The organism is Fulvivirga sp. M361, from assembly GCF_007097395.1.
Taxonomy (GTDB): domain Bacteria; phylum Bacteroidota; class Bacteroidia; order Cytophagales; family Cyclobacteriaceae; genus Fulvivirga.
The window spans coordinates 184,190-209,430 of sequence record NZ_VKDC01000001.1 but is presented as its reverse complement, the minus strand read 5'-3'; the positions used below and the strand labels follow the sequence as shown (position 1 = coordinate 209,430).

Sequence of the window (25,241 nt, the reverse complement as noted above, 5' to 3'; positions counted from 1 at the left end):
GAGACTATGCTATTTGGAATGTATTACGGGAAAGGTAGTTATCTGCCGCTCCGTAGCAGGTAAAGTAAAGCTACTCCACCGATCATGAGTCCAAGAAATTCTCTTGTGGTTTCTACGTAAGGACGGTCATGGGTCATTTCTCCAAACAGCGCTTCCTTGTCAGGAGAATATAAATAAGTAATGAACCCGGGAAGATGCCAGAGTGCTGCCCCCAAAACCAGTAACATAATACCGGCAACTATTTCTTTTCGGTATTTGCCCAGAGCACTTAACAAAAATGCTATGGCTATGCTACCATAGATGGCTATCCAACCATATGGGTCCGGATCATTGTACTGTAAGGCGGCAAAGGATAGGAATAGTAAGAATAATATCACCTGTATGATCTTGTGTATCATAAAAACAGTGTTTCCCGGGCTTTACATACATTCAATGAACTGCAAATAACGGTTTAATTTTATCATCGTGAATCTCCTGACCTGAAATTTTTCGTCATTCCCCGATGTCGGTCCGGTGTTTACCGATAACCTGTAACGAATCATGTTGATCTGCAGTAAAATTGAATAACAAAAACACAAAATATCATGGGAGAAAATCATACAAGCGACAAAAGGATCTGGTTAGGAGGTTTATTCATACTGATAGGGTCTGTATGGTTGTTGGATAACCTGGACATTATTCCATACTACTATTCACGTTACCTCTTTAACTGGAAAACCTTTCTGATCGCGCTGGGTACTTACTTTATTTTTGGACGGAAGAAACCGGAGCCGGGTATCATTATGATCGCTATTGGCGGGGTCTTTCTGCTGGAAGAATTCTATTATTTTGATTTCCGGGATATCTTACGGGTCTTCTGGCCGGTTGTTATCATCGTTATTGGTGTTTCGCTGATATTAAGACGTAATAAGAAGTCTAAATGGGATGCTGAAAAAAAAAATGACCTGGACTACATAGATGACTTTGCGATCTTCGGAGGGAGAGAACGAGTGGTCGATTCGCAAAACTTCAAAGGAGGTAAGATAACGGCCTTATTTGGAGGGTCGGAGATAAGCCTCACCAATGCCCAGCTTGCAGAAGGCGTTAATGAACTGGACGTATTCGTAATGTTCGGGGGAACTGAAATTCGTGTGCCGGCAGATTGGTCCGTGCGTGTAGAAGTGTTTTCCATCCTGGGAGGATTTACCGATAAACGTAAATCAAGTGTTCAGGTGGTGCCCAACCCTGACAAAGTATTAATAGTAAAAGGTTTCGTAATGTTTGGTGGAGGTGAAGTTAAATTTAGCCGATAAGTGAAGCATCCTTTCTCCGGTAAAATATTATTCATCTACCTGACAGTGTGGGCAGCGATCATAGCTGCTTACACTGCTTTTTTGTATATAGGTTTCGATTTTAATCTCATGGTATCCCTTACCGACAGCGCAGTGCATAACATTCCGCTCATTGGCCTGGGGTTAGGCTTTTGGTATATCGTGCAATACCTGTCGCCTAAAGATGATGGTGGAATTACTACACTGATCCTCAATCTCAGTCTGGCAGTGTTGATTTCTGTCGCTCTCTTCAGCTATGGTAGCTACGGTCTTCTGGACAATATTTTGACGAAAGGGGTGGAATATCATGAGTTTCTCTTGAACACACTCCCCTGGCGCATATTAATAGGCTCCTTGATACTGGCTGTGATCGTTATGATCTATTACCTGCTTAAATACAATCAAAACCTACGACAAAAGGAAGCGGAAGAACTGGAGCTGCAATCACTTTTGAAGCAGTCTGAGCTTGACATGCTTAAATTTCAGATCAATCCACATTTTATATTCAACAGTTTGAATTCTATAAGCTCATTAACGATCACGGAGCCGGAAAAAGCACGTGAAATGGTCATTAAGTTATCCGAATTTTTACGGTCATCATTAGGTAAAAATAATGAGGAGTTACTTACAGTTAGCCAGGAGTTGGAACGTATGGAGTTATACCTGGATATTGAAAAAGTAAGGTTTGGAGAACGACTCGAGATATCTACTGATATAGACGATAAGTGCATGCAGATGACGTTACCCAATATGATCTTGCAACCTTTATATGAAAATGCCATTAAATATGGGGTGTATGAACAACTGGATGGTGTCTCCATGAGGATAGAATGCCATTGTGGTTCCGGTAATTTGCATGTGAGTGTGATCAATAATTATGATTGCAGGGCCATACCTCAAAAGGGAAAAGGTATCGGGCTGAAAAATGTGCGGAACAGACTGGAATTGATTTACGGAATACCTGACCTGGTGACAATAGAAAAGGATAAAACAAATTTTGCTGTGCATCTGTTGATCCCTCAAAATGAATATCTCATGGATGCTTCGGATAATGTTTCGTAGTTTATAGCTCATTTTATGATCAAAGTTTTAATTATCGACGATGAGAAATTGGCCCGGGATGTGGTCAAAGCATATTTGAAAGAGCATGCAGACCTTCAGGTAACCGGTGAATGTGCTAATGGCTTCGAAGGAGTGAAGTATATTCATGAGCACAAGCCGGACCTGCTTTTTCTGGACATACAAATGCCTAAACTTACCGGGTTTGAACTACTGGAACTCCTGGAGGACCCACCCGCCATTATTTTCAGTACGGCTTACGATGAGTTTGCGATTAGAGCATTTGAGAAAAATGCTGCCGACTATCTCCTTAAACCTTATTCACAGATCCGTTTTAATGAGGCGCTAAAAAAGGCCAGGTTGAAAATAGGATCAGATAACAACGAGCTCTCACCAGTCAATGGTCTGGTAGAATCACATCGGGAAACGACGGACCAGCTGGATCGAATCGTCATCCGTACCGGTAGCAAGATCGTTATTCTCGGAGTAGATCAAATTGAATATTTTGAAGCCCAGGATGACTATGTGGCTATCTACAGTGAGGGTAAAAAATACCTGAAGCAGGTTCGTATGAAATACCTGGAATCTTCCTTACCCACCCATAGGTTTGTGCGGGTACACCGGTCCTACATCATAGCAGTGGAACAGATCGACAAAATAGAAGCCTACACAAAAGACAGCTATCTGGCAATGTTAAAAGATGGGAAGAAAATACCTGTGAGCCGTTCCGGGTATCAGGTGCTTAAAGAGGTGTTAAAGTTTTGAGGGTAGTGGGGTCAAAATGGTAGTTGAACAAAACTGGAACCGATCAGTCTCTTGCTAGCACAGAGACATTATGTCATCGCCACCAATCAGGGAGTGGGCTGTGTAGAAGATAATTAAAAATGTCAAATTACACATTTTATCAGGTACCCACCTTACATGGTCGTTTTAGAATACTTGACTTTAAAGTTTTGTTTTTTGTCCACCCTTAAGGCTTCCCCAACCTTTCAGACAAAAACCTCACAATCTCCGGACAGAGCAGCTTGGTATAACCAAATTGTTTGAGATCATCCAGATACATATGGATACAGGCAGAGAAGGTTTTGGTGCAGACGTTGTACATCTCAGCCAGTTCATACTTATAGTAAGGTTTAATTTTCGGTAATTCCTCATCCTTAAACTCTACAGGAAGTAATTTAGTCTTTGGTTGATTAGTGTTATAAGTTGGCTGTTACATCAATACTTCAGAATTTTCAACCGCGACTTTTTCCAACCCCGTTCCAATTTTTCCTTCAGGGCTTTTTCAGCTTCCTTTCGTGTGCCATAGACCATTGGTTGAATATTTGTAGTCAATAATTTTATACTTTGATTGTATCACCTTCTTCATTGAGTCTAATCCACTCTCCAACTTTTTTGATCATTTAGATAGAAGCCATTATGTAAGTTAATAGACCCTCACCTTGTCCAGGCAAAAGCAATAATTGTTATAATAATATATCCAAAAGCCAACATCTTTGCTGTAGAGCTTAAAGGCCTATCCTGATAAGCCAAAACGATCTTAGCATAGTTCTTATTAATATAAAACAAAGCAAAATTCACTAATGAAATTAAGATTGCAGGTACAATGATCTGATCTCCAACTATCTTGTTTGGAAAGAAGGTCATTACATTAAGTAGCTCAAGTACTGAGAGGATTAAAACTGTGGTAAATGTCCTGGTTTCAGTTGACTGATAGGGAAAGCCACCACCATCAATCGACTTTAAAAGGATATAAATAAAATAAAAGAGCTTACTATATATTGACTTCATCAGAGTTCGACAATGTTTTTAATATGTCATTCACTTCTGACGAACTTGGCTTCAATTCTAACGCCTTGTTGAGGTAATAATGAGCTAGAGAATCGTTTCTCAAAATCGTGGCATGATAAAGGCCCAAAGTATAATACGAGTCATACCTTCTATAATCTAATTCAATGGATTTTAAGTAATCTGGCACCGATGTTTCATGATAATTCAATTGTGCTAAACTATAACCTCTACGATACCAAAATTCTCCAACAGATGAATCTTGATAGATCAAATCAGTATATAATTTGAGGGCATTTTCGTAATCATCAGCTTGATAATATTTATCTGCTTTAATCTTTAAGTCTTCAAACGACATACTTACTGCCACTTCTTTTTTTTGATCCACTTTGGAGCAACCGATTATTGAGATATTCAATATCAAAATAAATAAGCGTACTACTGACTGATTCATTTATTTCCTCGTATTCTGTTTCAACAAATTATTCATTATTTTCCGGGCGGATTGTTCTTGCTGTATCGCTCGTTCCATATAAGTTTTGGATAATTTACTTAATCCTCGTCTATCTAGTTGGACTGCTTTTATATAATTTGCTTGTGAACTAATTAATAAATCCTGTGCAACTTCCGGCATTTTAGACTTGCCGATTTCAGCAAAAGCCTCTCCTAGAAGTAGTAAAGAACCCCCATGTGGAGTACGACTAAAGCCCCATTTTGCAGCTTCTAATGCCGCCATATCATATTTCCCATCGATCGCTGCATCAGCAATATTGTAAAGTGAGAGAATGTTTCCAATTTTTCCAGTTGCTTTCTTAACGCCAAAATTACGATATTGAAAATCAGTTGTAGAAAGTTCATAACCAAGCTGAGTAATATCATTGCCTTTTGATAATAGGTTAAAAAATATCTCACCCGGAGACTTTTCCTTTCTTTTTGCCGATTCACCAAATAATTTAATCTTCGCATCACTCAGGGCATCCTGATTTACTCCGTCCTGTGCAGTATATATGGTAATCAGATTACCATTCTCTTTGGCTTCTTGAAGTAGTTTCTCTAATTGAGCTTTCTGTTCTTCCTGCTGCTTCTTCTCACAATCCGGATCACCTTCACAGCCATCGGAAGCATCTTCAGAACTCATCCCCGTTTTGTCGATATAGCGCATCGGGTTACTGTGAGCATAATGATAAGGCGTCCAGCTCTCAAAGGCATCCGCCAATGGATCTACACTAGTATAGCCCACCGTCCACCAGGGATCATAGAACCGCGCCAAGTGATCGTACAACTCCACACCATAATCATCCACTAACTCGCGATCGATGTATTTAAACCGGTTGACAGGTGAACTCGGCCGTTGGAAGCTGAGCGCATCTATCTGCCCGCCATTGGGGAAGAACGTGTTGGTGCCCACAATCGGCCCCTCGGCATAGGTCACTTTCATATCATCAAAGAACGTCCGGCCGTTCTGCGATTCATGCGAAGCATAGATGTAGAGCAAACCTTCGTGTTTCATGATCAGATCCTCAAAGGCCAGGCGTTCATGGTTCATATTGGCTGCGCTGCTGATTTGAGTAAAACCCGAAGCTTTGTAGTTCAAATGTTTGTCAAACAGGATGTAGTTCAGGTAGGCTGCTGGTATAGTGTCACTGATGGTGCCCCCGAAGCCTAATGTACCCAGGGCATTGTCAAACGCGTCAAAGGTCGCTTGTTGCCCGGCTTCTGTGCCACCATTCACGCCCCCAAAGGCTCCGGCCACGGCTCCGATGAAGGTACCTAAAGCAGCCGCACTGCTGTAGCTATTGCCGCCCTCGTAATAGGCATAGACTTCCATGCTAATCGTATCGCCTGGGAACACATGTAAGCTTAACGCAGGCCCAATCGGTTGACTGCTTTTTAACTCGGCCACTTCGTTGCCTCCGGGGGTGTGGTTCGCGCTGCTGAACGTGGCTCGCGTTTCCTGAACATTACTGAAAAGCGCTTCTTCATCCCCGGCATCCTCACTTTCCATGGAGGCCTCAAACACCCAGGTATCGGTTTTCGTGGTAAAACTTAGCCAGCCGTTTTGTAACCGATCATTAATGGTGTACTCGTAGGTAGCTGAACCCTCGGTTTCCATCACTACACGGCCTTCCTCATGGCTGATGTAGCGCAGCGTATCATTTTCATAGAAAAACTCCCCAATGTAGTCCCTGCGTTTCACCAACGCCCCATTTTCGTAGTTCAGTTGGGCTAGTTTGATCCCATAGGCATCGTAAATAAATTTCACCAGGCGATTGTTTGTTAAGATGATGCTGTCCGGCAAATTCAAGTGGTTGTAGCTGTAGCGGATGATGTCTTTGTTTTCGTCTTTTTTCAAATTTCCATTGTCATCGAAACTATAATCGTTGATCCCGGTACTCGCATGGATATTCCCATCTTTAAAGCCTCCTTCAATGTCCCCGGCATCCGTAATGTTCACCGGCTGGTTGCCTTCATACACATATGACAAACGATCTAAATCCTGGCCAAGCAGATCTTTTCGGATCACTTCAGTAGGTGACCCATTTAAATTATAATTAATGTTGCTCACGCTGTGAGCGATTGAGTTTTGCCAGGTACCGAGCTGGTATTTATGATTTGTGGATTTCAAGCGGTTCATCACATCGTAAGTGTACGTGTTCGCCCGTTGATCAATATCGGCCAAGCCCAGATCAGTGCTCCACTTGATCCCGGACACGTCCCCGTTGTACCGAGGTTGATTACCGATCCCGATGTCTTCATTATATCCAAAGTTCATCCCGAAGTAGTCTCTCGGCTGCCCGGTATCATCGTTGTGTGGCAGGCCACCATTCAATGTAGCATCATTGATGGAGGTGAGCCAGCCGCGTATATTATATCTATAGTCCATGCTCTGTGCAAATGTAGCCCCTTGATCTTCGGAGTGAAGGTTTTTTTCAATAAGTTCGCCTACCTCGTTGTAGACGCTGTGGGCCAGTAATACCGTAGGCTCATCATTGATTTGGTGCCAGGTATTGATTAACCTGTCTACATGGTCATAATCAAAGGTTTTTGTGAGTGTACTTTCTTCGGCTGTGATTGTCTCATGGTTTGTAATATTAACTGATTCCAATGTATAACCAGGCGTATGTACTGAAATATCGACTAGCAATGCACTGCCAGGTGCCGCTATCGTTCGCATTAAAGTAGTATTATGATAGTATTTAATTTCGCTGCTATCACGCTCTATCTTAAAATTGTCTCCTATGGCATACGGGAAGGAAGTTGTGAGTCTATTTAAAGATCCGCTTTCTCTGATTTGATAGGTACCGTCCTGTAAGAGGTAAAAAGCAAAACCTATGGTATTCCAATTACCATCTGCATCCGTTGTAGATAAACCAATCATGCGTTTGGTGTTGTCAGCTATAGGGGAGAATGTGATGGAACCGTCAGAATTTTGTGCGATTGTTTGTAGAGAGGATGCACCGGCATTCCATGAATAGCCTACAGCATCTTTGGTAAGTAGACCGCCATTATCAGTCATATTAACCAGGCTAACCCAATTCACTGTTTCTGCACCTGCACTCACCTTGGTATGTGTAGTTTTAGTCTGTAAAACATTTCCTACAAAATCATACCGGTTTGAGACCCTGTCTACGCCACCTAGTAAGGTTTGGGTTTGACTTTGAATAACTCTGTATCTATCATCATAATAGGTTACTCCTTCCAGCCAGGTATTGCTGCCATCCAAAGTTTTGACCTTAGTACCTGTGACCTGACCCTTTACACGATCAAAGGTAGCAATATGTCCTAGCTCAGGTACAAAAGGATAGGTGGGAGCATGGGGAAAGGTGTAATCGTCATAGTAGGTGACGGTGAGTATCTCATCCGTGGTGATATTTTTTGGAAGACTATTGGAGGTATAGCCAAATTTATCTCCTCCCAGCGTTTCGTAAGCTGCATAATTTTGCAGCCAGTCAGATCCATCTAACAGATCTCGTAAGGTAGCTTCAGAGGTGGGGATCACTTTTTCTCCTGTCATGATGGGTCTGTTTAACACGTCATATTTAGTGAATAGCCACTTGTTGTTGTTCCGTTGTGCACCATCCTGTGTCAATACTAACCGATCTCTATCATCATAGATCATCTTTATCGGTTCGGCCCCAGGTACTTTCTTTTCTACCATCCGCCTGCGGCCATCGTACTTATATTGGAAAGCCCACCTGGCAAGGAGTGTAGGGCTTGGAGTGTATGGAAATGACAGGGTTAAGGTTTGTATTTCTTTAATGGCTTCAGGGGGCAGCACATACCTCAAATCCCCGAAGTCATCATAGACATAGTAGGTGTCTGCCCATTCTCCGGAGGTATAGGTGGCCATATTTGGGTTCACAGCTACCTGGACACGTTTCAGTACCGTCTTCCCTAGTTTATCTACAAACTCTACCACCGCATGGCCTTCTTCATTAGTGGTCACGGTTTTGGTAAGTTCACCATCGGAAAAATAGTCATCATCTAATATTAAATCATCAGTGGCCAAGATTATCCCAAAAAGGAATATCTTATCAGCCTCAGTGTTAACTTCATAACTGTAATGGATCACTTTATCAGTGGTCACAGTTTGGTCAGGAATGGGCTGCCAGGCAGAGCCAGGGGCGCCTTGTTTAAAGGTTCTATCCAAATGAGAAGGCTCAAAGATATTTTGGCTATAAGGGGCTTCATCACTGGCAATTCCTTCTGTTTCATTATAAAAATTAAATTGGGGACTACTTTCATATTCCAAATCTCGTACACCTTTAAAAGTATTTTCATATAAACCTGTGGTTCCGTTTACATAGGGCAGGTAGTTATATTCAACCCTTCCAAATTCATCATAATCTATTGGCTGGATGATACTCTTTCCATCGGGAGATGCCCGCCACATAATGGTCTGTATAGGCCTTCCTAACCCATCGAAGTAATCTATTTTTCTATTAACCTTTTTTTGATCATCAGGTATATTTTCTAGATCCATCCCGGCTCGCTTAAATGTCCATGCTATAATATGGTTTTCACTATCCGTGGCCCATTCACTAACAGTTACAGTAAGGCTTGCGGCTTTAGGAGATGAACACCCATTGGCAGTCACTGTTATGGTTGCAGTACCGTAAAAATTCGCATTCCAGGTGACTAATCCTGATGAAGAATTGATACCCCCTGCCTCAGATGGGTCAATTTGCCAGTAATAGCTAGTCGCATTTAGCGCTTCAGCATTGTAATCTGTCGTACCTGCCCCCTGGCATCTGGTTGTCTCTCCGGCTGAAAAGTTTACTACTCCTACAACGGACGTAAGGCCGGTGATCGTTGTACTCGTGTTCAATAGTACAGAACAGCCATCCTTATTAGCAGTGACTGTATACACCCCTGTGGTTCCTTTATATGCATCTGTGGTACCCGGATAGTTAAACTCTAATTCTGAACTACTGTTATTTACCTTGAGCCTTTCCGCTACGTAATTACCATCTTTATATAACTTGAACAACGTGTTATCAGGCACGCTTCCGGGGTAATCCATGCTAAGTACCATCTCAGCGCCTGGATCACAATAAGTGCTACTACCACTACTAGTAGATAAAAAGATATCCTCGTCTGGAGCAAGGTCTAATTCACCGGAAATAGTTACATAAGGAGATCTGCCTGAGCCATTACTCCAAATTCCACTACTATTATTTCTAGCCCGGATATAATAGTAGCCTGAACCAGTTGATGTATTTGGCTCATAATATTCACCAGAACCTAAAGAAGTACTCGTTCCATTAGGGTTTTTTCCTTGCCAATACCAGGTCACTCCCGGGAGTGGACTGCCCACTCGTTTAAGACTGGCCTGTTCTCCGCATATTCCATTAGTTATCAGTTCCGGGGAGGGAGGATTTGAAGCGCCTTGTCCAGCATTGACCGTTACTGCCAATTGTCCTGCAAAGTCAGTATATTCGGTTTCACCCTCGTAGTAAATGGTATATACTCCGGGAGTGATCCATTTTATTTGAACATAAGTTTCATTTCCAGAAAGGATTTGACGTGCCCCGGATGAACCGGGTACACTCCAATAATATTCCTCAATATCACCTTCGTCAATTTGCTCATCATCCAGCCAATCTTCTATGTCATAGCTCCTGATATTGTTTGCCACAACTGTCGTTGGCCCCTCTATTTCCAGGTTATTAGCACTTGCACCTGTGACTATTACTGTTAACTCCCCTTCAAAGTCATCATCATCCGTTTCACCCTCGTAGTAAATGGTATATGTTCCTGAAGCCTTCCATTTTATTTGAACATAAGCTTCATTTTCAGAGAGTATTTGGCGTGCCCCGGATGAACCGGATACACTCCAATCATACGTTTCAATGTCATTTTGATCAATGTGCCTATCTTCCAACCAATCTTCGATATCATAGGTCTTGGTATTATTTACATTAACAATCGTTAGCCCTTCTATTTCCAGATCAGAAGGGCTCGATACGGCATTGACCCTAACCGATAATTGTCCTTCGAAGGTGGTATACTCCGTTTCACCCTCATAGTAAATAGTATAAGTACCTGGATTGATCCACTTTATTGAAACGTAAGTCTCATTTCCATGGATGATTTGATACCCTGCGGATGAACCGGATACGCTCCAGTCATATGCTTCAATCTCATCCTCAGGAATTCCTGCCACTACCAGCCAATCTTCTATGTTATAGCTCCTGTTATTATTTGTATCGACATTCGTTGAACCCTTTATTTCTACGTCAGTTTGACCATAACAATAGATACTCATAAATATGAGCAAAGAGATACGCATCATTTTTGACAAAATCCTATTCATTTTTTTGTCTTTATTGTTCAGAATTCGATTGACGTTTATAATGATAGTTGTAGGCATTGATTACATTACCATCATGATCTTCTACATGCTTTAGCCTGCCAAATTCATCATAAATGTATTCGACCTTCTGTCCATTGGGGTCAATGATAGAAGAGACACCCTTCCCGCGGTCGTAAGTATAGGTGGTGACCTGTGCATTTGGGAGGCTATTTCTGAGCGTTTCTTCCTGAGTTGGTGACAAGGTGCCCGATCCTAAATTAAAATTGCTACCAAAACCAGGCAGGGCTTCTATATCCGCATAAGTAGCGTTGACAACCTGCGCCACCGGGTAGGTTTGATCGTAACCCCAGATATAACAGGTATGAACATCTCCTTCCTTGGAAAACTCTAAGACATTGCCCTTGTTATCGTACCTGTAAAATCGTGTTTCAGGAGTATAATCATTTTCCCTACTTTCAACCGTAGTATTATGCGTGAATTCAGATTTGTAATAAACCGAAGGTAGTAGTAAGCCATCATAGCTGTCATAATCAACTTTAAAGCCACCGGTTAACGTATTAGAAGGCCTTACATAAGTATATTGTTCAACGGGTTCGTTGTACCTGTGGTCCGTTTCCAAATATTTGAAGGTCTTTTTTAAGGTGCCATTGGTCACATCCCATTCATACTCTTCGCTATCTGTATCGTCGGTCCATCTTAGTTTACTTCCTATTGATTCGGTAATGGTTGAGATCTGATAATTTTGATTGTAAGTATAGGAAGTACTTTTTTCTATGTATTTAGCGGGATTGTTCTGATCATAAGTTCTTTGAACGCTACTTTTAAGCATAAAAACTTCCGAGAGCTCATAAAAAATATTCTCCACAAACTCTTTGTTAGGACAGCCAATACAACCCGTTAGAATAGTCGCCCCCACTGCTTCGCCCCTGATTAATGTGCTTGGGAAATCCAAATAGAAGTCACTGTAAGTATTGAATTTTTCGCTGACCTTTACCCATTCATCGTTCTCGTACTTAAAGTCAGATACAGTAAGTGGAAAACCATTCTTATAGGCATTGGATATATTAGGGACAAATGGAAAATCAAGCGTTATTCCATCTATAGTGTTTGTATAGGTATATACCGTTTTACCATTTAGGTCTCCCTCTTCTATAGCAAAATAGTCATCAACATCTCCCTGAACCACAGTAACTGTATCATAGCCTACATAGGCTCCCTGGGTTTGCCCTAATGAAACCTGACTTCTTGACGTTTGAGCAAGTAAAGTCCCTTCTTTCTTTAATTCATCATCAGCAGATCTACAAGTATAAGCAGAAAGGATGGTGCCAGGAAGAAGTGCAGGATGGACACCATTGTTTGATTTAACTAAATAGTCATATTTAGGCTCTGCCATAATTCTACCGCTGGATAAATGAGAGCCTGGCTGATTGTAAAAAAAGGATTTCGTTATACCCTCTGAATTCCAAACTTTCTTTATCCGTAAGCCGCCACCTTGTTTGGTATCTATAGTATAAAAGCGGTCCTCATCCTCATCATAATCAAAATAACTTAATTCAATGAACCCTCCCGGTCCAAATTCACCTACATGCCCTGTTTGCCATGCCAGTGTGTATTCTCCGGGCTCTAATTGAAATACATTAGGATAGTCATCACTTTCAAACAATTTCAAATAACCGTTTGGCCCGGTTAAGCGTACCCAACAAGTTTCATCCGTACACGGTATAGTAAAATCTGGAGTTACATCAACGGTAGTTTCCCAAATTCTGAATGTTTTTTGAACGTTAGTCCCTTCTTGCGGCTCAACTCTTACACTGGCATTATCAGGTTTTACATGTTGCTCCGGCGTAAAATTGGAGTAAGTATTTAGCTCGTATTCAAACCTTGTGAATCCTCCGGTTGGGTAGGTTATTTTGTTAAGTGTACCTTTTTGTGCGTATGTAAGAGAACTATTTCTGTTTCCATATAGGTTTCCAAATAGTATACCATCAGGTGAAGGAATGAGGCTTCGATTTCCATTGTGTCCATTGTAAAACCCCCAATGGTCTTGTGCTTTACTTGACCGGAGTGGGAAAGTGTTGCCATTATATTCAAAAATATGCCCTGGCAATGCCCCTCCTTCATCACCTACAGGATAAATACTTTTTAACAACAGCCTGTTCGAAGTATCATCGTAAGTAAATTTGATTCGTTTGAGCTCAATACTTTTTGTTCTAATGACCACTTCATCTAATTGATGTCCTCCTATGATATCTGACCTCCCCTCTGAAGACGCATTAAAAACAATCTCATCTCCACGACTAGTGGTGATTCTCGTTAAGCGTCTACTCACCACGGTCTCCTCCAAATCCAAATTATAGCCATTAGGAACCGGGACACCCGGTGGGGCACTAATAGGACTGTAATGTATTTGACTTGCATACCTTGTATACTCCAAACTATCTGTGGTGTAGTAAAACTTAATATAATCTTCTCCATTAGGTGAAATCATTTTCAATAAGTGCCAGGTGGACTGAGCTCTCAAATGAGGTATTGGTTGTTCATCATGTGGAGGGGTAATTTCCGGACGAGGCTTATCTTCTACTCTTTCTACAGAGGTCCCCCCATCATCATCTCTACCAAAAATATACACGATACCGCCAGGGTCAGTTAACTTCCAATGATATGGTGAATGAAAATTGTAAATAAACGATACATCAAAAGGGTGATCAATACTTACCATTTTTTGTGGAATCAAATGAACAGTTTTGTTTCGATCAAATACGAATTTCCCTTTAGTAGTAGGAGTTGAATAAATAAATAAATCCGGTTGGAGATCTAATCCTCCTCTTGCAGCATAATTAGCCTCTGTATACCCGGGGAGAGATTGGTCACCGGGATTATCTCCAGCACAATCTGGTATACCTTCCATAAAATCAAATACCCGTTGGCTAAAAAATCCTCTATCTGGTAGTTCATCATCTAACCCACGAATGGTTCGGGTGATCATGCCCCCGGCATTTAGTGCCCATCCGGCACCTACCCAGGAAGCGATATCTTCTACTTTAATGCCTGAAGCATGATAGCTTAATGAAATAGGAACAGAAATACTGCCAGCCTTTAGCTCATATATGGGAATATTGATTTCAGGTGTTCCGGTATATGGGGATACAGGTTGATCTACAAACTTTCCTAAAGACACCACACTAGGAGAAGGTGGGGTCACATTTTGATATGGAAGATTGAATGTTGGCTGTTCCTGGAAGCCATATACATTTATCAGAAGAAACGTTAAAAATATTAGAAATGTAAAGTGCTTCATGTTAAGAACGTTTGGTTTTTAAGGTGCTGATTTAGCTAATTCAATAAAACATTAATCCCTCGATTCTCTTCCGTTATTACATTTAACCCTACCGTTATTAATTCCTATATGGCGATAGTTAACCTAAACCACTTACAGTCAATCTTATCTTCGCCTCAATTGTCTAATCTCTCATGTCGTAGAGATTGGTCTAATTTTACTTTTAAATCTTGAGAAATGATAAAATGTGTAAAATCGAATTGAACTATGATAGTTTTAGTAGTTTATAGATCTATTTAAAGGTAAATGTAATGCAATCACGGTATTGAAAAAATATGATTAAAATCAGGTGGGGAATTATCTGGTCTTAGTGTCAGCTTACCAAACCCTATAGATAGCAGGATCAGATACTGCGAATATGTTTAAAACATCAGGTCTAGAATTGAAAAAGTTGGCAACAAGACCCTCAATGATATTAAGACTACGACGTGGATCGCCATTTCACTATAAGACCGATAACAGGATCTTTGATGAGATGTATCGTGTTTTTAAAGAAGATTGTGCCTTATCACTAGAAAATCCTAAACACGACTTGAACAATTCAACCTTTTCTATCAAGGACACACCGTTTAACAAGGACTGGCCGTATGGCCAATTACATTGTAAGTGCTAAATAATCTAAAGATTGTCTTTGTTGATTACTCTGCTCGCAGCTAAATGCACAACTCTAAGTTTACTGTAATGGAAACTCTATGAATTGAAGCAGATCATTGCGTTTATGATAGTAGCAATAATAGAAGGCTTATTTGAATTTGAAAACCGTAGAAATTACTGGTGAAGGATCAAGGGCATTTTCGAAAACTCTAATGCGTTCAAAGGGACCTAACCGAACCGCTTCATCTTTCTTATGTTCAACAGGTTCTAGCGTCTAAAATTGTGCTAAAACAGGTGGATTTGTCCCATGAAGATGATTTATACGATCCATAAGTAGGTGAATATGAATATGTACCCGGGGTAGTTACTGTACCATAAGGCGTAGCTATAGAAGTTCCCGGGGAAAAACTGCCGACACCGCCGCCGTTAACAGGGCATTTATAAGCACTTTTTTTTGTTCTTAAATACATAATACGCTGATTGACAATAAGTTTTATATATCGAAATTAGCGAGTAAAATAGAATAAAAAAGTGAGTTTTATCATGTTAGATGAGTACAGTACAAATTCAATTTATTGTGATAAAATGTAGTGAGAAATAAAATAAATTTACAGCCACATTTTACTTGCTTTATATAGTATGAATACACAGCTTTTATTATACCGCAGATTTAATGGGAAGTGCAGAAAAACCGTACTAAGATGAAGATAGATAACATCATTTTTGATTTTGGAGGAGTGCTGGTGGATTGGAATCCCAGGTATTTATTCGATAGTTTGTTTGAAGATAAAGAAGCATTGGAATATTTTCTTTCGGAAGTTTGTACACATGATTGGAATATACAGCAAGATGCCGGCCGTTCACTGGCCGAGGGGACAAGATTACTTCAGGAAATACATCCAGAACATGCAACCATGATCCAACGCTTTTATGACGATTGGGAAGTCATGTTGAAAGATGAGATTGTTGAAAATACAAAGCTCATCCCTGTATTGAAGAGAAGTTACAGACTTTTCGGGCTCACCAATTGGTCGGCTGAAACATTTCCCATAGCCCTCAAGAGATTTCCTTTTTTCTCAGAACTTGAAGGTATTGTTGTTTCAGGCGAAGAGAAAATGATTAAGCCAAATAAGGAAATTTATCTTCTTCTGCTTGATCGCTATAAGCTAAAAGCTGAGAACTCCATTTTTATTGATGACAATCTGGAAAACATCCTCGCTGCCCAAAAAATAGGGTTTCATACCGTTCATTTTAACGGGGATCTGAACCTGGAGCACGAACTTGAGAGGATCGGAGTTTTGTGATTTGAGGGGCTTCAATACAAACCTGAATTTTGGTCTGATCATGATCGGATGATAATAATGTCCTGGAAACCCCTAAAAGCAAAAAATCCCCCGAAGACCTGGCTCCGGAGGATAATTCGTTGTCTATAGTTGGCTTTATGACTGTAAATGTAGGCCGCCAACTTAATATGATGAAGCCTGTATCGACCAATACCAAATTGGCCCGATGAATGACGGATAAGCAGGATGATATTATATTGGCAATGATCAAAACGATGATGTTGATGGGACAAAAGAGGCAAGCAGCCTGTCCAGCCTCATATTTTATTCGGTAGGTTATGGGTTATTTATTTTAACTGTTGCAAGGATAAAACATCGCGGCAGTTATGATCAGCCTGTTTCTACGGAGGGGGCCAGTTTATTCCAGAATTCCCACACAACGATCCCAAGACTCACTGATATGTTCAGCGAATGTTTAGTGCCTTCCTGTGGTATTTCAATGCTATGGTCAGAAGCAGCTATAACTTGTTCATTGACTCCGAATACCTCATTCCCGAATACGAGGCAATACTTCACGGATTTATCGACCTGGAACTCATTCAAGGGGGTACTTTTGTCTACCTGCTCTACACTGATGATGATATATCCTTCCTTTTTTAATTGTACGATCAGGTCGGTTATGTGACTGACATGTTCCCAAATGACAGATTCGGTGGATCCTAATGCCGTTTTATTTATTTCCCTGTGGGGAGGTGAACCGGTGATTCCGGCCAGGTAGAGCTTTTCGATAAGAAAGGCATCACATGTACGAAAAGTAGACCCGACATTATGAAGGCTTCTGACATCATCCAGTATCACTACTACAGGGATTTTGTCTGCTGCTTTGAACTCGTCAATGGATTTACGGTCCAGCTCTTCGTTAGCCAGTTTTCTCATCTGGCAAAAGTACTATAATTGTAAAAAAAAGATTGGCTTGTACGTGCTGTCTTTGAGGGAAAGATAATGAACATTTTCTTTCTTCCGGGTATTATTAAAGTCATGCAACTCGTTAAAAGAATTATGCTCTGGACCATTATGATCGTTTTTACATTCCTTCTCTGCAGTCTGGGTGTAGGTGTATATATATCGGCGCCAAAATATACTGGTGTTCTTTCCTATCACTTTAATGGAAGGCAGTTTAAAACTCCCGGTGGAGTTAAGGCCAAAGGTTTTTGGGATGTACTTAAATGGTCGTTTAACCGGAACCGGGGTTCGTGGAAAACCCGGAGTGCTTACAACTATGGTGACCCACCACCTCAAGAGTCAGACTCACTGCGGGTGACGTTCATAAATCATTCGACTTTTTTGTTACAGATGGATGGAATAAATATACTTACTGACCCGGTATACAGTAAGAGAACAAGCCCATTTCAGTGGGCAGGTCCCAAACGTATGCGGCCGCCGGGTATCCGCTTTGAAGACCTACCCCCTATTCACTATGTCATCATTAGTCATAATCACTATGATCATTTGGATGTGGCTACAGTAAAAAGATTGCAAGAAGCCCACAAGCCGACTTTTATCTCTCCGCTGGGAGTAGGGCAATATATGCAAAGGCTGGGCCTGGAAAAAACGCATGACCTGGATTGGTGGCAAGAATATGAAGTCAACGAGTATGTTCAGATTCAATCCGTGCCGGCGCAGCATTTTTCCGGCAGGGGAATGTTAGACCGGGATGCTACATTATGGTGCGGATACGTGATTAAGCGATCTCAGGGCAATGTCTATTTTGCTGGTGATACAGGTTACAACCCAAAAATGTTTGTTGAAATTGGTCAAAGGTCCGGGCCCTTTCGGCTGGCCCTGATCCCTATCGGTGCTTACCTGCCGAGGTGGTTTATGTCGCCGATCCATACGTCACCGCGTGAGGCTGTTATGATCCATAAAGATGTGCAGTCCCAGCAGAGCATCGGCATCCATTATGGCACATTTGCGCTGGCAGATGAGGGTGAAGAACAGCCCATTGATGATTTAAAAAAAGCGCTCAGTGCACAACAAGTTCCTGAAGATGCATTTTGGACAATGACAGAAGGGGAAGGGCGAACAATAAAGTAAAGACGGCACACAGACTGGTCCCTGTGATACCGTCTCATTTGTTTAGGATGGAAAATCAGCTTGTGCCTTGATCTCTTTGATCTGGTTCACATGTCGCATACTATGCCCTGACATGAATAAAACCACCTGGTAGGTATCCGTCATGCCAAAGGGAAATTCATAATAATGACCACGCAGATCTTCTTTTGTTCTTTTTATGAAGCTGATATGCTCCTTACGCAGTTTTTTATATTCTTTCAACGTGGCTTGATAGGATCCAAAGCTTTTTTTAGGTTCAAACTCTGGCCGTGTTTTTACTTTGTTCGTTCGGTCTACTATAAAACCCATGATCTGCTCATCGGTCATGGCCGGGTTTTCCTTTTTAGCAGGGGTAGCCTGAAGTGCGCTCTCTACTATTCCGAAGATAAGCTTTTCAGATATGGCAATGTGTTCAACACATTCAGCGATCGACCAGTTTTCTTCACTTGATTTGTAGTTAAGCTGTTCGGAGGTGAGCCCTTTTATTGCCTCATAAAGTTCTGATTCAGTATTTTTCAAATAGTCAATGGCTTTGGTGCGTTCATCGTCTGATAAGCTGCCATTTTGGGTGTTGAAAGCGCTGGAAGAGATCAATACGGTAAAAAGAAATGTTGCTATAGTTTTCATTTATGTTGTGTTTTAATTCGTAGTATATTTTTTATTCAGGAAGTCATCCAGGTCGTTGAGCTTATCTGTCCAGAACTGTTCGTAGCTGGTGAGCCAGTCATAAACTACTTTAAGTTGTATCGGTGTAGCTGAACAATATTTTTCACGACCTTCGCTGGAGATACTGATCAGCCCGGCATCCTCCAGCGATTTGATATGCTTGGTTATGCCCTGACGACTGATGTCAAACTTTTCGGTGATCTGTGTTATGGACAGAGAAGTAGCTGCAACCACCAGCAGGTTGATAATCTCCCTGCGAGTAGGGTCAGCAATGGCTTTAAATATTCTGTCAACCTGCTCAGGCATGTGCTACTTCCTTGAGGTATTTTTCAAGTTCTGAGATACAATTGATCCAACCTTTTGAGAAGTTATCGAACATAGTAGTAGCCAGTCCCTCTTCAGGGTAGTTACTGATGCCGGAATGTTCTAAGGTCAGGTGTGTGCCTTCAGGTATCGGAGACAACTGCCAGCTTACGGTGGTTTCCACATCTCCTGTTCCGCTCACATTCCAGGTATATACCAGTTTAGTGACAGGTGACACCTCCAGCACTTTCCCTTTGATAATAGTTTGTTCATGTTGAAAGGTGTAGTCATAACCTACTTCAGCCTTAAAGTTGGCCTTGATAAACCAAGCTGTGATTTGAGCAGGATCTGTTATGGCTGCCCAGACACGGTCAATACTGTGAGCGTAAGTGTGGTCTTTTTTAATGAGATCTTTCATAGTTGTAATAGGGTTTGAGTAAATAATACGCAACTAATAGGTTGCTAATTTAAACAAAACGTAATGAGCAACAAAATGGTTGCATTATTTTTATGATAAGCTGTCAGTAGTGCCTGGAATAAATGAAAAAGGTGGCTACGTATACACTTTTACAATTCAAATTGATCTCTGGTTAGCAAATAGGCTTTGTTTCTGTAAATGGTACCATCTTTTTTATACAACCAACATTCGTATCGGATCATTGATCCTGTGTTAAGGATCATTTCCAGTGGTATAAGGTACCAATCCTTGTAGATATCCCGGGCTTGAACGTGTGTGTCTTTGAATTCTTCCGGAATTTTTAAAGACGTCATAATAGTTAATTTTTGGCAATAATCGCTGGTCGTTGTAATCGACCTAAACGGGATTTTCTTGGAGGGGAATCGTAAATATACTTAAACAGAAAAAAATCTCCCTCGTTATGGGGCATAAACCTTTTTGATGAAGTCATATAAACTTGAAAGGTACCTATAGCCCATTCCGGGAAGTCGGGTCAAAGACACTTTTTCATTGTATTCATGGAGATCACCGGTTCATATCCTGGTGTGGCAATTTGATCGCTCTGTAGTTTATTTTTCTTTTTACGTGAACAAATTCCTTATTCACGGTTTATATTAATTAAAAATATTTTGTCAGTAAACCATTAATAATAAAGGTGTTGGCCTTTGGTTTTAACTGTTGTTCAATTTGATAACTTAATATTATGGCGGAATTCATTGCAGAAAACAAGAGTGTAGAGGTAAGCAAACATGGTATTGGGTCTTTGGCAAATTCTATGGAAAGAGGCAGAGATACACGATTGAAAATTTTATTGGACAATGGTATCGACCCCGAGAATGGAGAGTGGCACGAGTTACAAAAATACCTGAATGCTTTCAAAGATATTGCTCAAAAAATAGGTGAGATGAATCTCTTTATAATCGGGAAAGCGGTTATGAATAATGCAGAATTTCCGCCCATGAAAGATTTGGAAGAAGCCCTGAATTCAATGGATATTGCCTATCACATGAATCATCGATTAAACGGGGAGATTATGTTTAACCCCTCTAACGGGAAAATGATAGAGGGAATCGGGCACTACAAACTGGCTAAGTTTGATGCTCAAAGCAAACAGGCTGTCATGATTTGTACTAATCCCTATCCAAGTAAATTTGATGAAGGCATTCTTACAGAAGTAGTGAGGAGATTCAAGCCAACAGGTGCCAGAGAAAAAATTGAACTTGACCTCTCGAAAGAAAGCCGAAAAACCGGAGGAGAAAGCTGTACTTTTTTGATTAGCTGGTAGAAGGAAATCTCTCTCGATTATACCTGGGATAAGAGAAAGACGTGCATGTTTTTAACGATACTCATGGAGATATTAAAAAAAAACCATTGTCCTGATTGTTGCTTTTATACATAGTAAGTCCTGTTTGTCACATATTAACAGGAAGTTACTTTTGATTAGCTGTACTTTTCAGGTGGTATGAGACGTTATCGGATCCACTTAAGCTATATGCATAGTCCGGTAATCACTTTTTTCACTTAGCCTATAAGGTTATTTATATAACTTTCAATTTGTTTTGAATAATATTCTAACTATGTAATTAAACATGTCGCAGAGAGTATATACTTGATCAGAGATTTTGGCATATTTACTGTGTCTGGGAAACAATGATTTGAGCCAGAGGTAAATTTGCAGATCAAAACGATCTGATTTTACTCTTGCCTGTGCCAACTATTGAGGCTAACTCATTGAAAAGCAGAAATAACCTTTGACTAACTCAATGATGAAATGAAATATACCTCAATTATAAGTTCGATTTTATTCGCTGTCCTCCAGTTTACGCATGATCGTACCTCAGCACAAAATACAATAGATACTCGATTGATGAGTAGCCCTGCGGTAAGTTCTGCTCATATCGCATTCATTTATTCTGAAGACCTTTGGGTGGCCAATAAAGATGGCTCCAACCCTCGCCGCCTTACCATCGACGAAGGGGTAGAGTCAAACCCTGTGTTTTCTCCTGATGGGTCTATCGTAGCATTTAGTGCAGAGTACGATGGTAATACAGATGTTTATGTGGTGCCGGCTACCGGAGGAGTACCACAAAGGCTGACCTGGCATCCTACCTGGGACATAGCGCAGGGTTTTACACCGGATGGGAAGGATGTGCTGTTCACTTCAAGCCGGACTACTTACACGAACAGGCACGCCAAACTATACACTATTCCTGTTTCGGGTGGGCGTCCTGAAGAATTACCCATCCCTACGGCGTTTAAAGGGTCTTATTCTTCTGATGGCCAATATATAGCTTACAGTCCATTATATGAGGTTTTTAATCAGTGGAAGAATTACAGAGGGGGTACACATTCCAGGATATGGATATACAATACATCAAGTCATGAAGTGAGCGAAATACCTAAACCCCCTTCGGGAAGTAATGATGCTAATCCGCAATGGATGGGAAACACCGTATATTTTCGAAGTGACCGGAATGGTGAGTTTAACTTGTTTGCTTATGATCTGAAGGAACAAACGGTGACCCAGCTTACGGATTATGATGATTTCCCCGTTCTTAGCCTGTCTGCTAATGGGAATGACCTGATCTATGAACGAGCAGGATACCTGTATTTCTTTGATACAGCGCTAAAAAGTAGTAAAAAGCTCACCATAGGCATTGCTACGGACCTGTTGGAAATGAGACCCAGGTATGTGTCAGGAAACTCTTATATCAGAAGTGCAGCTATCTCGCCGTCAGGAGCAAGGGCCGTATTTGACTACCGCGGTGAAATAGTGACTGTACCTGCTAAAAAAGGTGATGTGGTTAACATTACCCAATCACCGGGGACACATGAGAAATACCCGCAGTGGTCGCCGGACGGTAAGCATATTGCCTATTTTTCTGACCAATCGGGAGAATACCAATTACACATAAAGTCTTTGAAAGGGACCAACATTAAAACAATTCCGGTGGATGGCGCAGGATTTTACGCTTTTCTGCACTGGTCGCCGGATAGTAAAAGGTTATGTTTTGTGGACAATGGAAGGAACTTATACCTGGCAGATGTTTCTTCTGGCAAGATCACTAAAATCGGATCGGATGAACTTTATATCCCCGGTGCATTCCGGGAGCTTTTCGGTTCATGGTCTCATGATTCGAAGTGGGTGACTTACACCGTTATTACAAGTACGCATTTCGAAAAAGCCTACGTTTATTCGGTGGATCAAGGTAAGTCATATGCACTTTCTGACGGATTATCCAATGTGTCATCGCCCATTTTCGATCCGGGTGGCAAGTATATCTATATGCTGGCTTCAACGGATGCCGGCCCGGTCATTAACTGGTTTGATCAGTCTAACCTGGATATGGAACTAAGCCATTCTATTTATCTGGTTACACTACAAAAGGAGTTGGTTTCTCCACTGGCAAAAGAGAATGATGAAGAAAAGGGCACACAGGAGGATACAGATCCTGAGAAAAACAGTGATCCGGAAGCAGTCAGCATTGATTGGGAAAATATTGAGCAGCGTATCATCGACCTGCCTATTTCTCCGGGCATATATTCAAACCTAAGCTGCGCTGAAGAAGGAAAACTGTTTTACTTATCCAGGACGCCTCACAATGACTTTAGTCATCCCCGGTCATTAAGAATGTACGATTTTAAGGAAAGGGAAGATAAGGAGATCATGCAAGCGGACTGGTTTGAGATCGCTGCAGGTGGTAAGAAAATGTTGTTTCGAAAAGGCAGGTCCTGGGGCATAACAGAAGTAGGGAAAAAACCTGAGAACGGAGATATGAACCTCAATGCCATTCAGGTAAAAATTGAACCCGTAAGAGAATGGAAGAATATTTTTCATGAAGCCTGGCGTGTCAATAGAGACTATTTTTATGACCCCGGCATGCATGGGCTGGACTGGGATGCTATGAAAGAAAAATATAGGGTGTTCCTGCCGGACGTGACCTGCCGGAGTGATCTTTATCGGGTAATGCAGTGGATGTTCAGTGAATTGGCGGTAGGCCATCACCGTTTTAGTAGCAGAGGTGATAAAATGAATAATCCTGCTCGTGTGAGTGGCGGATTATTGGGAGCAGACTATGAAATAGTCAATAACCGGTATCGCCTTAAAAAGATCTACGGAGGACTGAACTGGACGCCCGAGCTACGTTCTCCTTTAACGGAGCCTGGCGTGAATGTGAAAGCGGGAGAATACCTTCTGGCAGTGAATGGAGGTTACGTAACGGCGGATCAAAATCTCTACAGCTTTTTCGAAAATACGGCAGGTAAAATAATAGAGCTGACGGTGGGCCCAAATGCCAATGGCTCAGGTTCACGCACTGTGCGGGTAGTGCCGGTTTCCAATGAGCGTGCTCTCCGTAACAGGGATTGGATAGAAGGAAATATTAGGAAGGTGGATGAGGCTACGGATGGACAAGTGGCCTATGTATACGTTCCTAACACCACTGTGGCAGGGCATGAATATTTTAAGCGATACTTCTTCCCCCAGGTGAACAAAAAAGCGGTGATCATCGATGAACGTTATAACGGAGGAGGGCAACTCGCAGATTACTATATAGACCTGCTAAAAAAGCCCTACCAGTCACATTGGAATTTCAGATATGGAAATGACTTAAAAGCACCGAGTGGTTCGATCCAGGGACCCAAAGTTATGCTGATAGATGAAACGGCCGGATCGGGAGGTGATTACCTACCCTGGATGTTTAGAAAATTTAAGGTGGGCAAGTTAATTGGCAAAAGAACCTGGGGGGGGCTGGTAGGTGTCTTGGGTTATCCTGAGTTCATTGATGGAGGATCGGTAACGGCGCCTAACGTGGCTTTTTGGAATGAGGACGGTTTCAGGATCGAGAATGAAGGTATAGCGCCGGATATTGAGGTAGAACAATGGCCTGAAGAAGTTATTGACGGTCGTGACCCTCAGCTGGAAAAGGCCATAGAAGTGGTGTTGGAGGAATTAAAAAATAACCCTCCGACAGAACCTGAAAGGCCGGATTACCCAGTGAGGGTCAGGAAATCCAACTAGTGTTATCTTTGAATGAAATGAAGGACAAAACTATCCATTCTACAAGATAAGTACCATGAACATCGAGGAGTATAGATCATACTGCCTTTCCAAGAAAGGTGTTACAGAATCCATCCCTTTTTCCAAGCTTCCGGATATTTTGGTTTTTAAGGTGAAAGGAAAAATGTTCACGGCAACAGATCTTACTACTTTTGATAGCTTCAGTATCAAATGTTACCCGGATACGATTGAGGAGCTCAGGTCTGAATATCCTGCTTTGCAGGAGCCTTCCTACTTCAGCAAAAAGCATTGGAGCCGGGTGGTGATGGATGGAACCATTCCTGATAGTATGCTTTACGACTGTCTGGACACATCCTATAATTTGGTGGTGGCTAATCTTCCGAAAAAAGTTCGGTTACAGCTTGCTGATATGTAAATTCAACAGAAACAGACGGTTGGACGGCCTTCTACCTCCTTAAAAATTTACCTGGTGAATACTTTTAGGCATTAATTTTG

General features: G+C 41.4%; 18 protein-coding genes. 8 read left to right on the top strand and 10 right to left on the bottom strand.

Annotation, left to right across the window (positions count from 1 at the left end; translation table 11 throughout):
• Positions 1-38: 38 nt before the first annotated feature.
• Positions 39-398 carry a transmembrane 220 family protein gene (locus FNH22_RS00835; protein WP_143396391.1) on the bottom strand — a complete coding sequence of 120 codons (360 nt, stop codon included), beginning with the start codon at positions 396-398 and terminating at the stop codon, positions 39-41.
• Between the two features lie 186 nt (positions 399-584).
• On the opposite strand from FNH22_RS00835, the gene FNH22_RS00830 reads away from it, so the two are divergent.
• The 3 genes from FNH22_RS00830 to FNH22_RS00820 are packed head-to-tail and all read left to right on the top strand — an operon-like array spanning position 585 to position 3,134.
• Positions 585-1,292: a LiaI-LiaF-like domain-containing protein gene (locus FNH22_RS00830; protein ID WP_143396390.1), complete on the top strand. Its 708-nt coding sequence runs from the start codon at positions 585-587 to the stop codon at positions 1,290-1,292.
• Positions 1,293-2,372 (top strand): sensor histidine kinase, encoded by a 1,080-nt coding sequence (locus FNH22_RS00825; RefSeq protein ID WP_143396389.1) that lies wholly within the window; start codon positions 1,293-1,295, stop codon positions 2,370-2,372.
• A gap of 15 nt (positions 2,373-2,387) precedes the next feature.
• Positions 2,388-3,134 (top strand): LytTR family DNA-binding domain-containing protein, encoded by a 747-nt coding sequence (locus tag FNH22_RS00820; RefSeq protein WP_143396388.1) that lies wholly within the window; start codon positions 2,388-2,390, stop codon positions 3,132-3,134.
• A gap of 672 nt (positions 3,135-3,806) precedes the next feature.
• Here FNH22_RS00820 and FNH22_RS00815 read toward each other — a convergent pair.
• From FNH22_RS00815 to FNH22_RS00800, 4 genes are read right to left on the bottom strand one after another with little or no spacing between them, the layout of a single operon-like run.
• The gene (locus tag FNH22_RS00815; protein ID WP_143396387.1) at positions 3,807-4,160 is read right to left on the bottom strand and encodes a hypothetical protein; all 354 of its coding nucleotides are present in this window, start codon (positions 4,158-4,160) and stop codon (positions 3,807-3,809) included.
• Entirely contained in the window at positions 4,144-4,611 is a 468-nt protein-coding gene (locus FNH22_RS00810; protein WP_143396386.1) for a hypothetical protein, read from the bottom strand. Before FNH22_RS00810 ends, FNH22_RS00815 begins: the two co-directional genes overlap by 17 nt.
• Entirely contained in the window at positions 4,612-10,974 is a 6,363-nt protein-coding gene (locus tag FNH22_RS00805) for a DUF6443 domain-containing protein (protein WP_143396385.1), read from the bottom strand.
• 10 nt (positions 10,975-10,984) lie between these two features.
• Positions 10,985-14,272, bottom strand: a complete 3,288-nt coding sequence (locus FNH22_RS00800; protein ID WP_143396384.1) for a hypothetical protein — start codon at positions 14,270-14,272, stop codon at positions 10,985-10,987.
• Between the two features lie 1,334 nt (positions 14,273-15,606).
• On the opposite strand from FNH22_RS00800, the gene FNH22_RS00795 reads away from it, so the two are divergent.
• Positions 15,607-16,209 carry an HAD family phosphatase gene (locus FNH22_RS00795; RefSeq protein WP_143396383.1) on the top strand — a complete coding sequence of 201 codons (603 nt, stop codon included), beginning with the start codon at positions 15,607-15,609 and terminating at the stop codon, positions 16,207-16,209.
• Between the two features lie 369 nt (positions 16,210-16,578).
• Here FNH22_RS00795 and FNH22_RS00790 read toward each other — a convergent pair whose 3' ends face one another.
• On the bottom strand, positions 16,579-17,124 hold the full coding sequence (locus tag FNH22_RS00790; protein WP_143396382.1) for an RNA methyltransferase: 546 nt from the start codon (positions 17,122-17,124) through the stop codon (positions 16,579-16,581).
• 102 nt (positions 17,125-17,226) lie between these two features.
• Between FNH22_RS00790 and FNH22_RS00785 the strand changes: the two genes are divergently transcribed.
• Complete coding sequence (locus tag FNH22_RS00785) at positions 17,227-18,282, top strand: MBL fold metallo-hydrolase (RefSeq protein WP_255517947.1); 1,056 nt, start codon at positions 17,227-17,229, stop codon at positions 18,280-18,282.
• Positions 18,283-18,324: 42 nt separating this feature from the next.
• Here FNH22_RS00785 and FNH22_RS00780 read toward each other — a convergent pair whose 3' ends face one another.
• The 4 genes from FNH22_RS00780 to FNH22_RS00765 all read right to left on the bottom strand — a co-directional run bounded on the left by FNH22_RS00780 (position 18,325) and on the right by FNH22_RS00765 (position 20,040).
• Complete coding sequence (locus tag FNH22_RS00780) at positions 18,325-18,927, bottom strand: DinB family protein (RefSeq protein ID WP_143396381.1); 603 nt, start codon at positions 18,925-18,927, stop codon at positions 18,325-18,327.
• Between the two features lie 12 nt (positions 18,928-18,939).
• A complete protein-coding gene (locus FNH22_RS00775; RefSeq protein WP_143396380.1) occupies positions 18,940-19,272 on the bottom strand; it encodes a helix-turn-helix transcriptional regulator in 333 nt (110 codons plus the stop codon).
• Positions 19,265-19,687: an SRPBCC domain-containing protein gene (locus tag FNH22_RS00770; protein ID WP_143396379.1), complete on the bottom strand. Its 423-nt coding sequence runs from the start codon at positions 19,685-19,687 to the stop codon at positions 19,265-19,267. The genes FNH22_RS00775 and FNH22_RS00770 overlap by 8 nt, the downstream gene beginning before the upstream one ends.
• Positions 19,688-19,836: 149 nt before the next feature.
• Positions 19,837-20,040 carry a hypothetical protein gene (locus FNH22_RS00765; protein ID WP_143396378.1) on the bottom strand — a complete coding sequence of 68 codons (204 nt, stop codon included), beginning with the start codon at positions 20,038-20,040 and terminating at the stop codon, positions 19,837-19,839.
• Between the two features lie 389 nt (positions 20,041-20,429).
• Here FNH22_RS00765 and FNH22_RS00760 point away from each other — a divergent pair, with 389 nt between their 5' ends.
• The 3 genes from FNH22_RS00760 (at position 20,430) to FNH22_RS00750 (ending at position 25,161) form a co-directional block, all read left to right on the top strand.
• Positions 20,430-21,011: a hypothetical protein gene (locus FNH22_RS00760; protein ID WP_143396377.1), complete on the top strand. Its 582-nt coding sequence runs from the start codon at positions 20,430-20,432 to the stop codon at positions 21,009-21,011.
• A 486-nt stretch (positions 21,012-21,497) separates the two neighbouring features.
• Positions 21,498-24,746 (top strand): S41 family peptidase, encoded by a 3,249-nt coding sequence (locus FNH22_RS00755; protein WP_143396376.1) that lies wholly within the window; start codon positions 21,498-21,500, stop codon positions 24,744-24,746.
• 55 nt (positions 24,747-24,801) lie between these two features.
• Positions 24,802-25,161, top strand: a complete 360-nt coding sequence (locus FNH22_RS00750; RefSeq protein ID WP_143396375.1) for an MmcQ/YjbR family DNA-binding protein — start codon at positions 24,802-24,804, stop codon at positions 25,159-25,161.
• Positions 25,162-25,241: the final 80 nt, after the last annotated feature.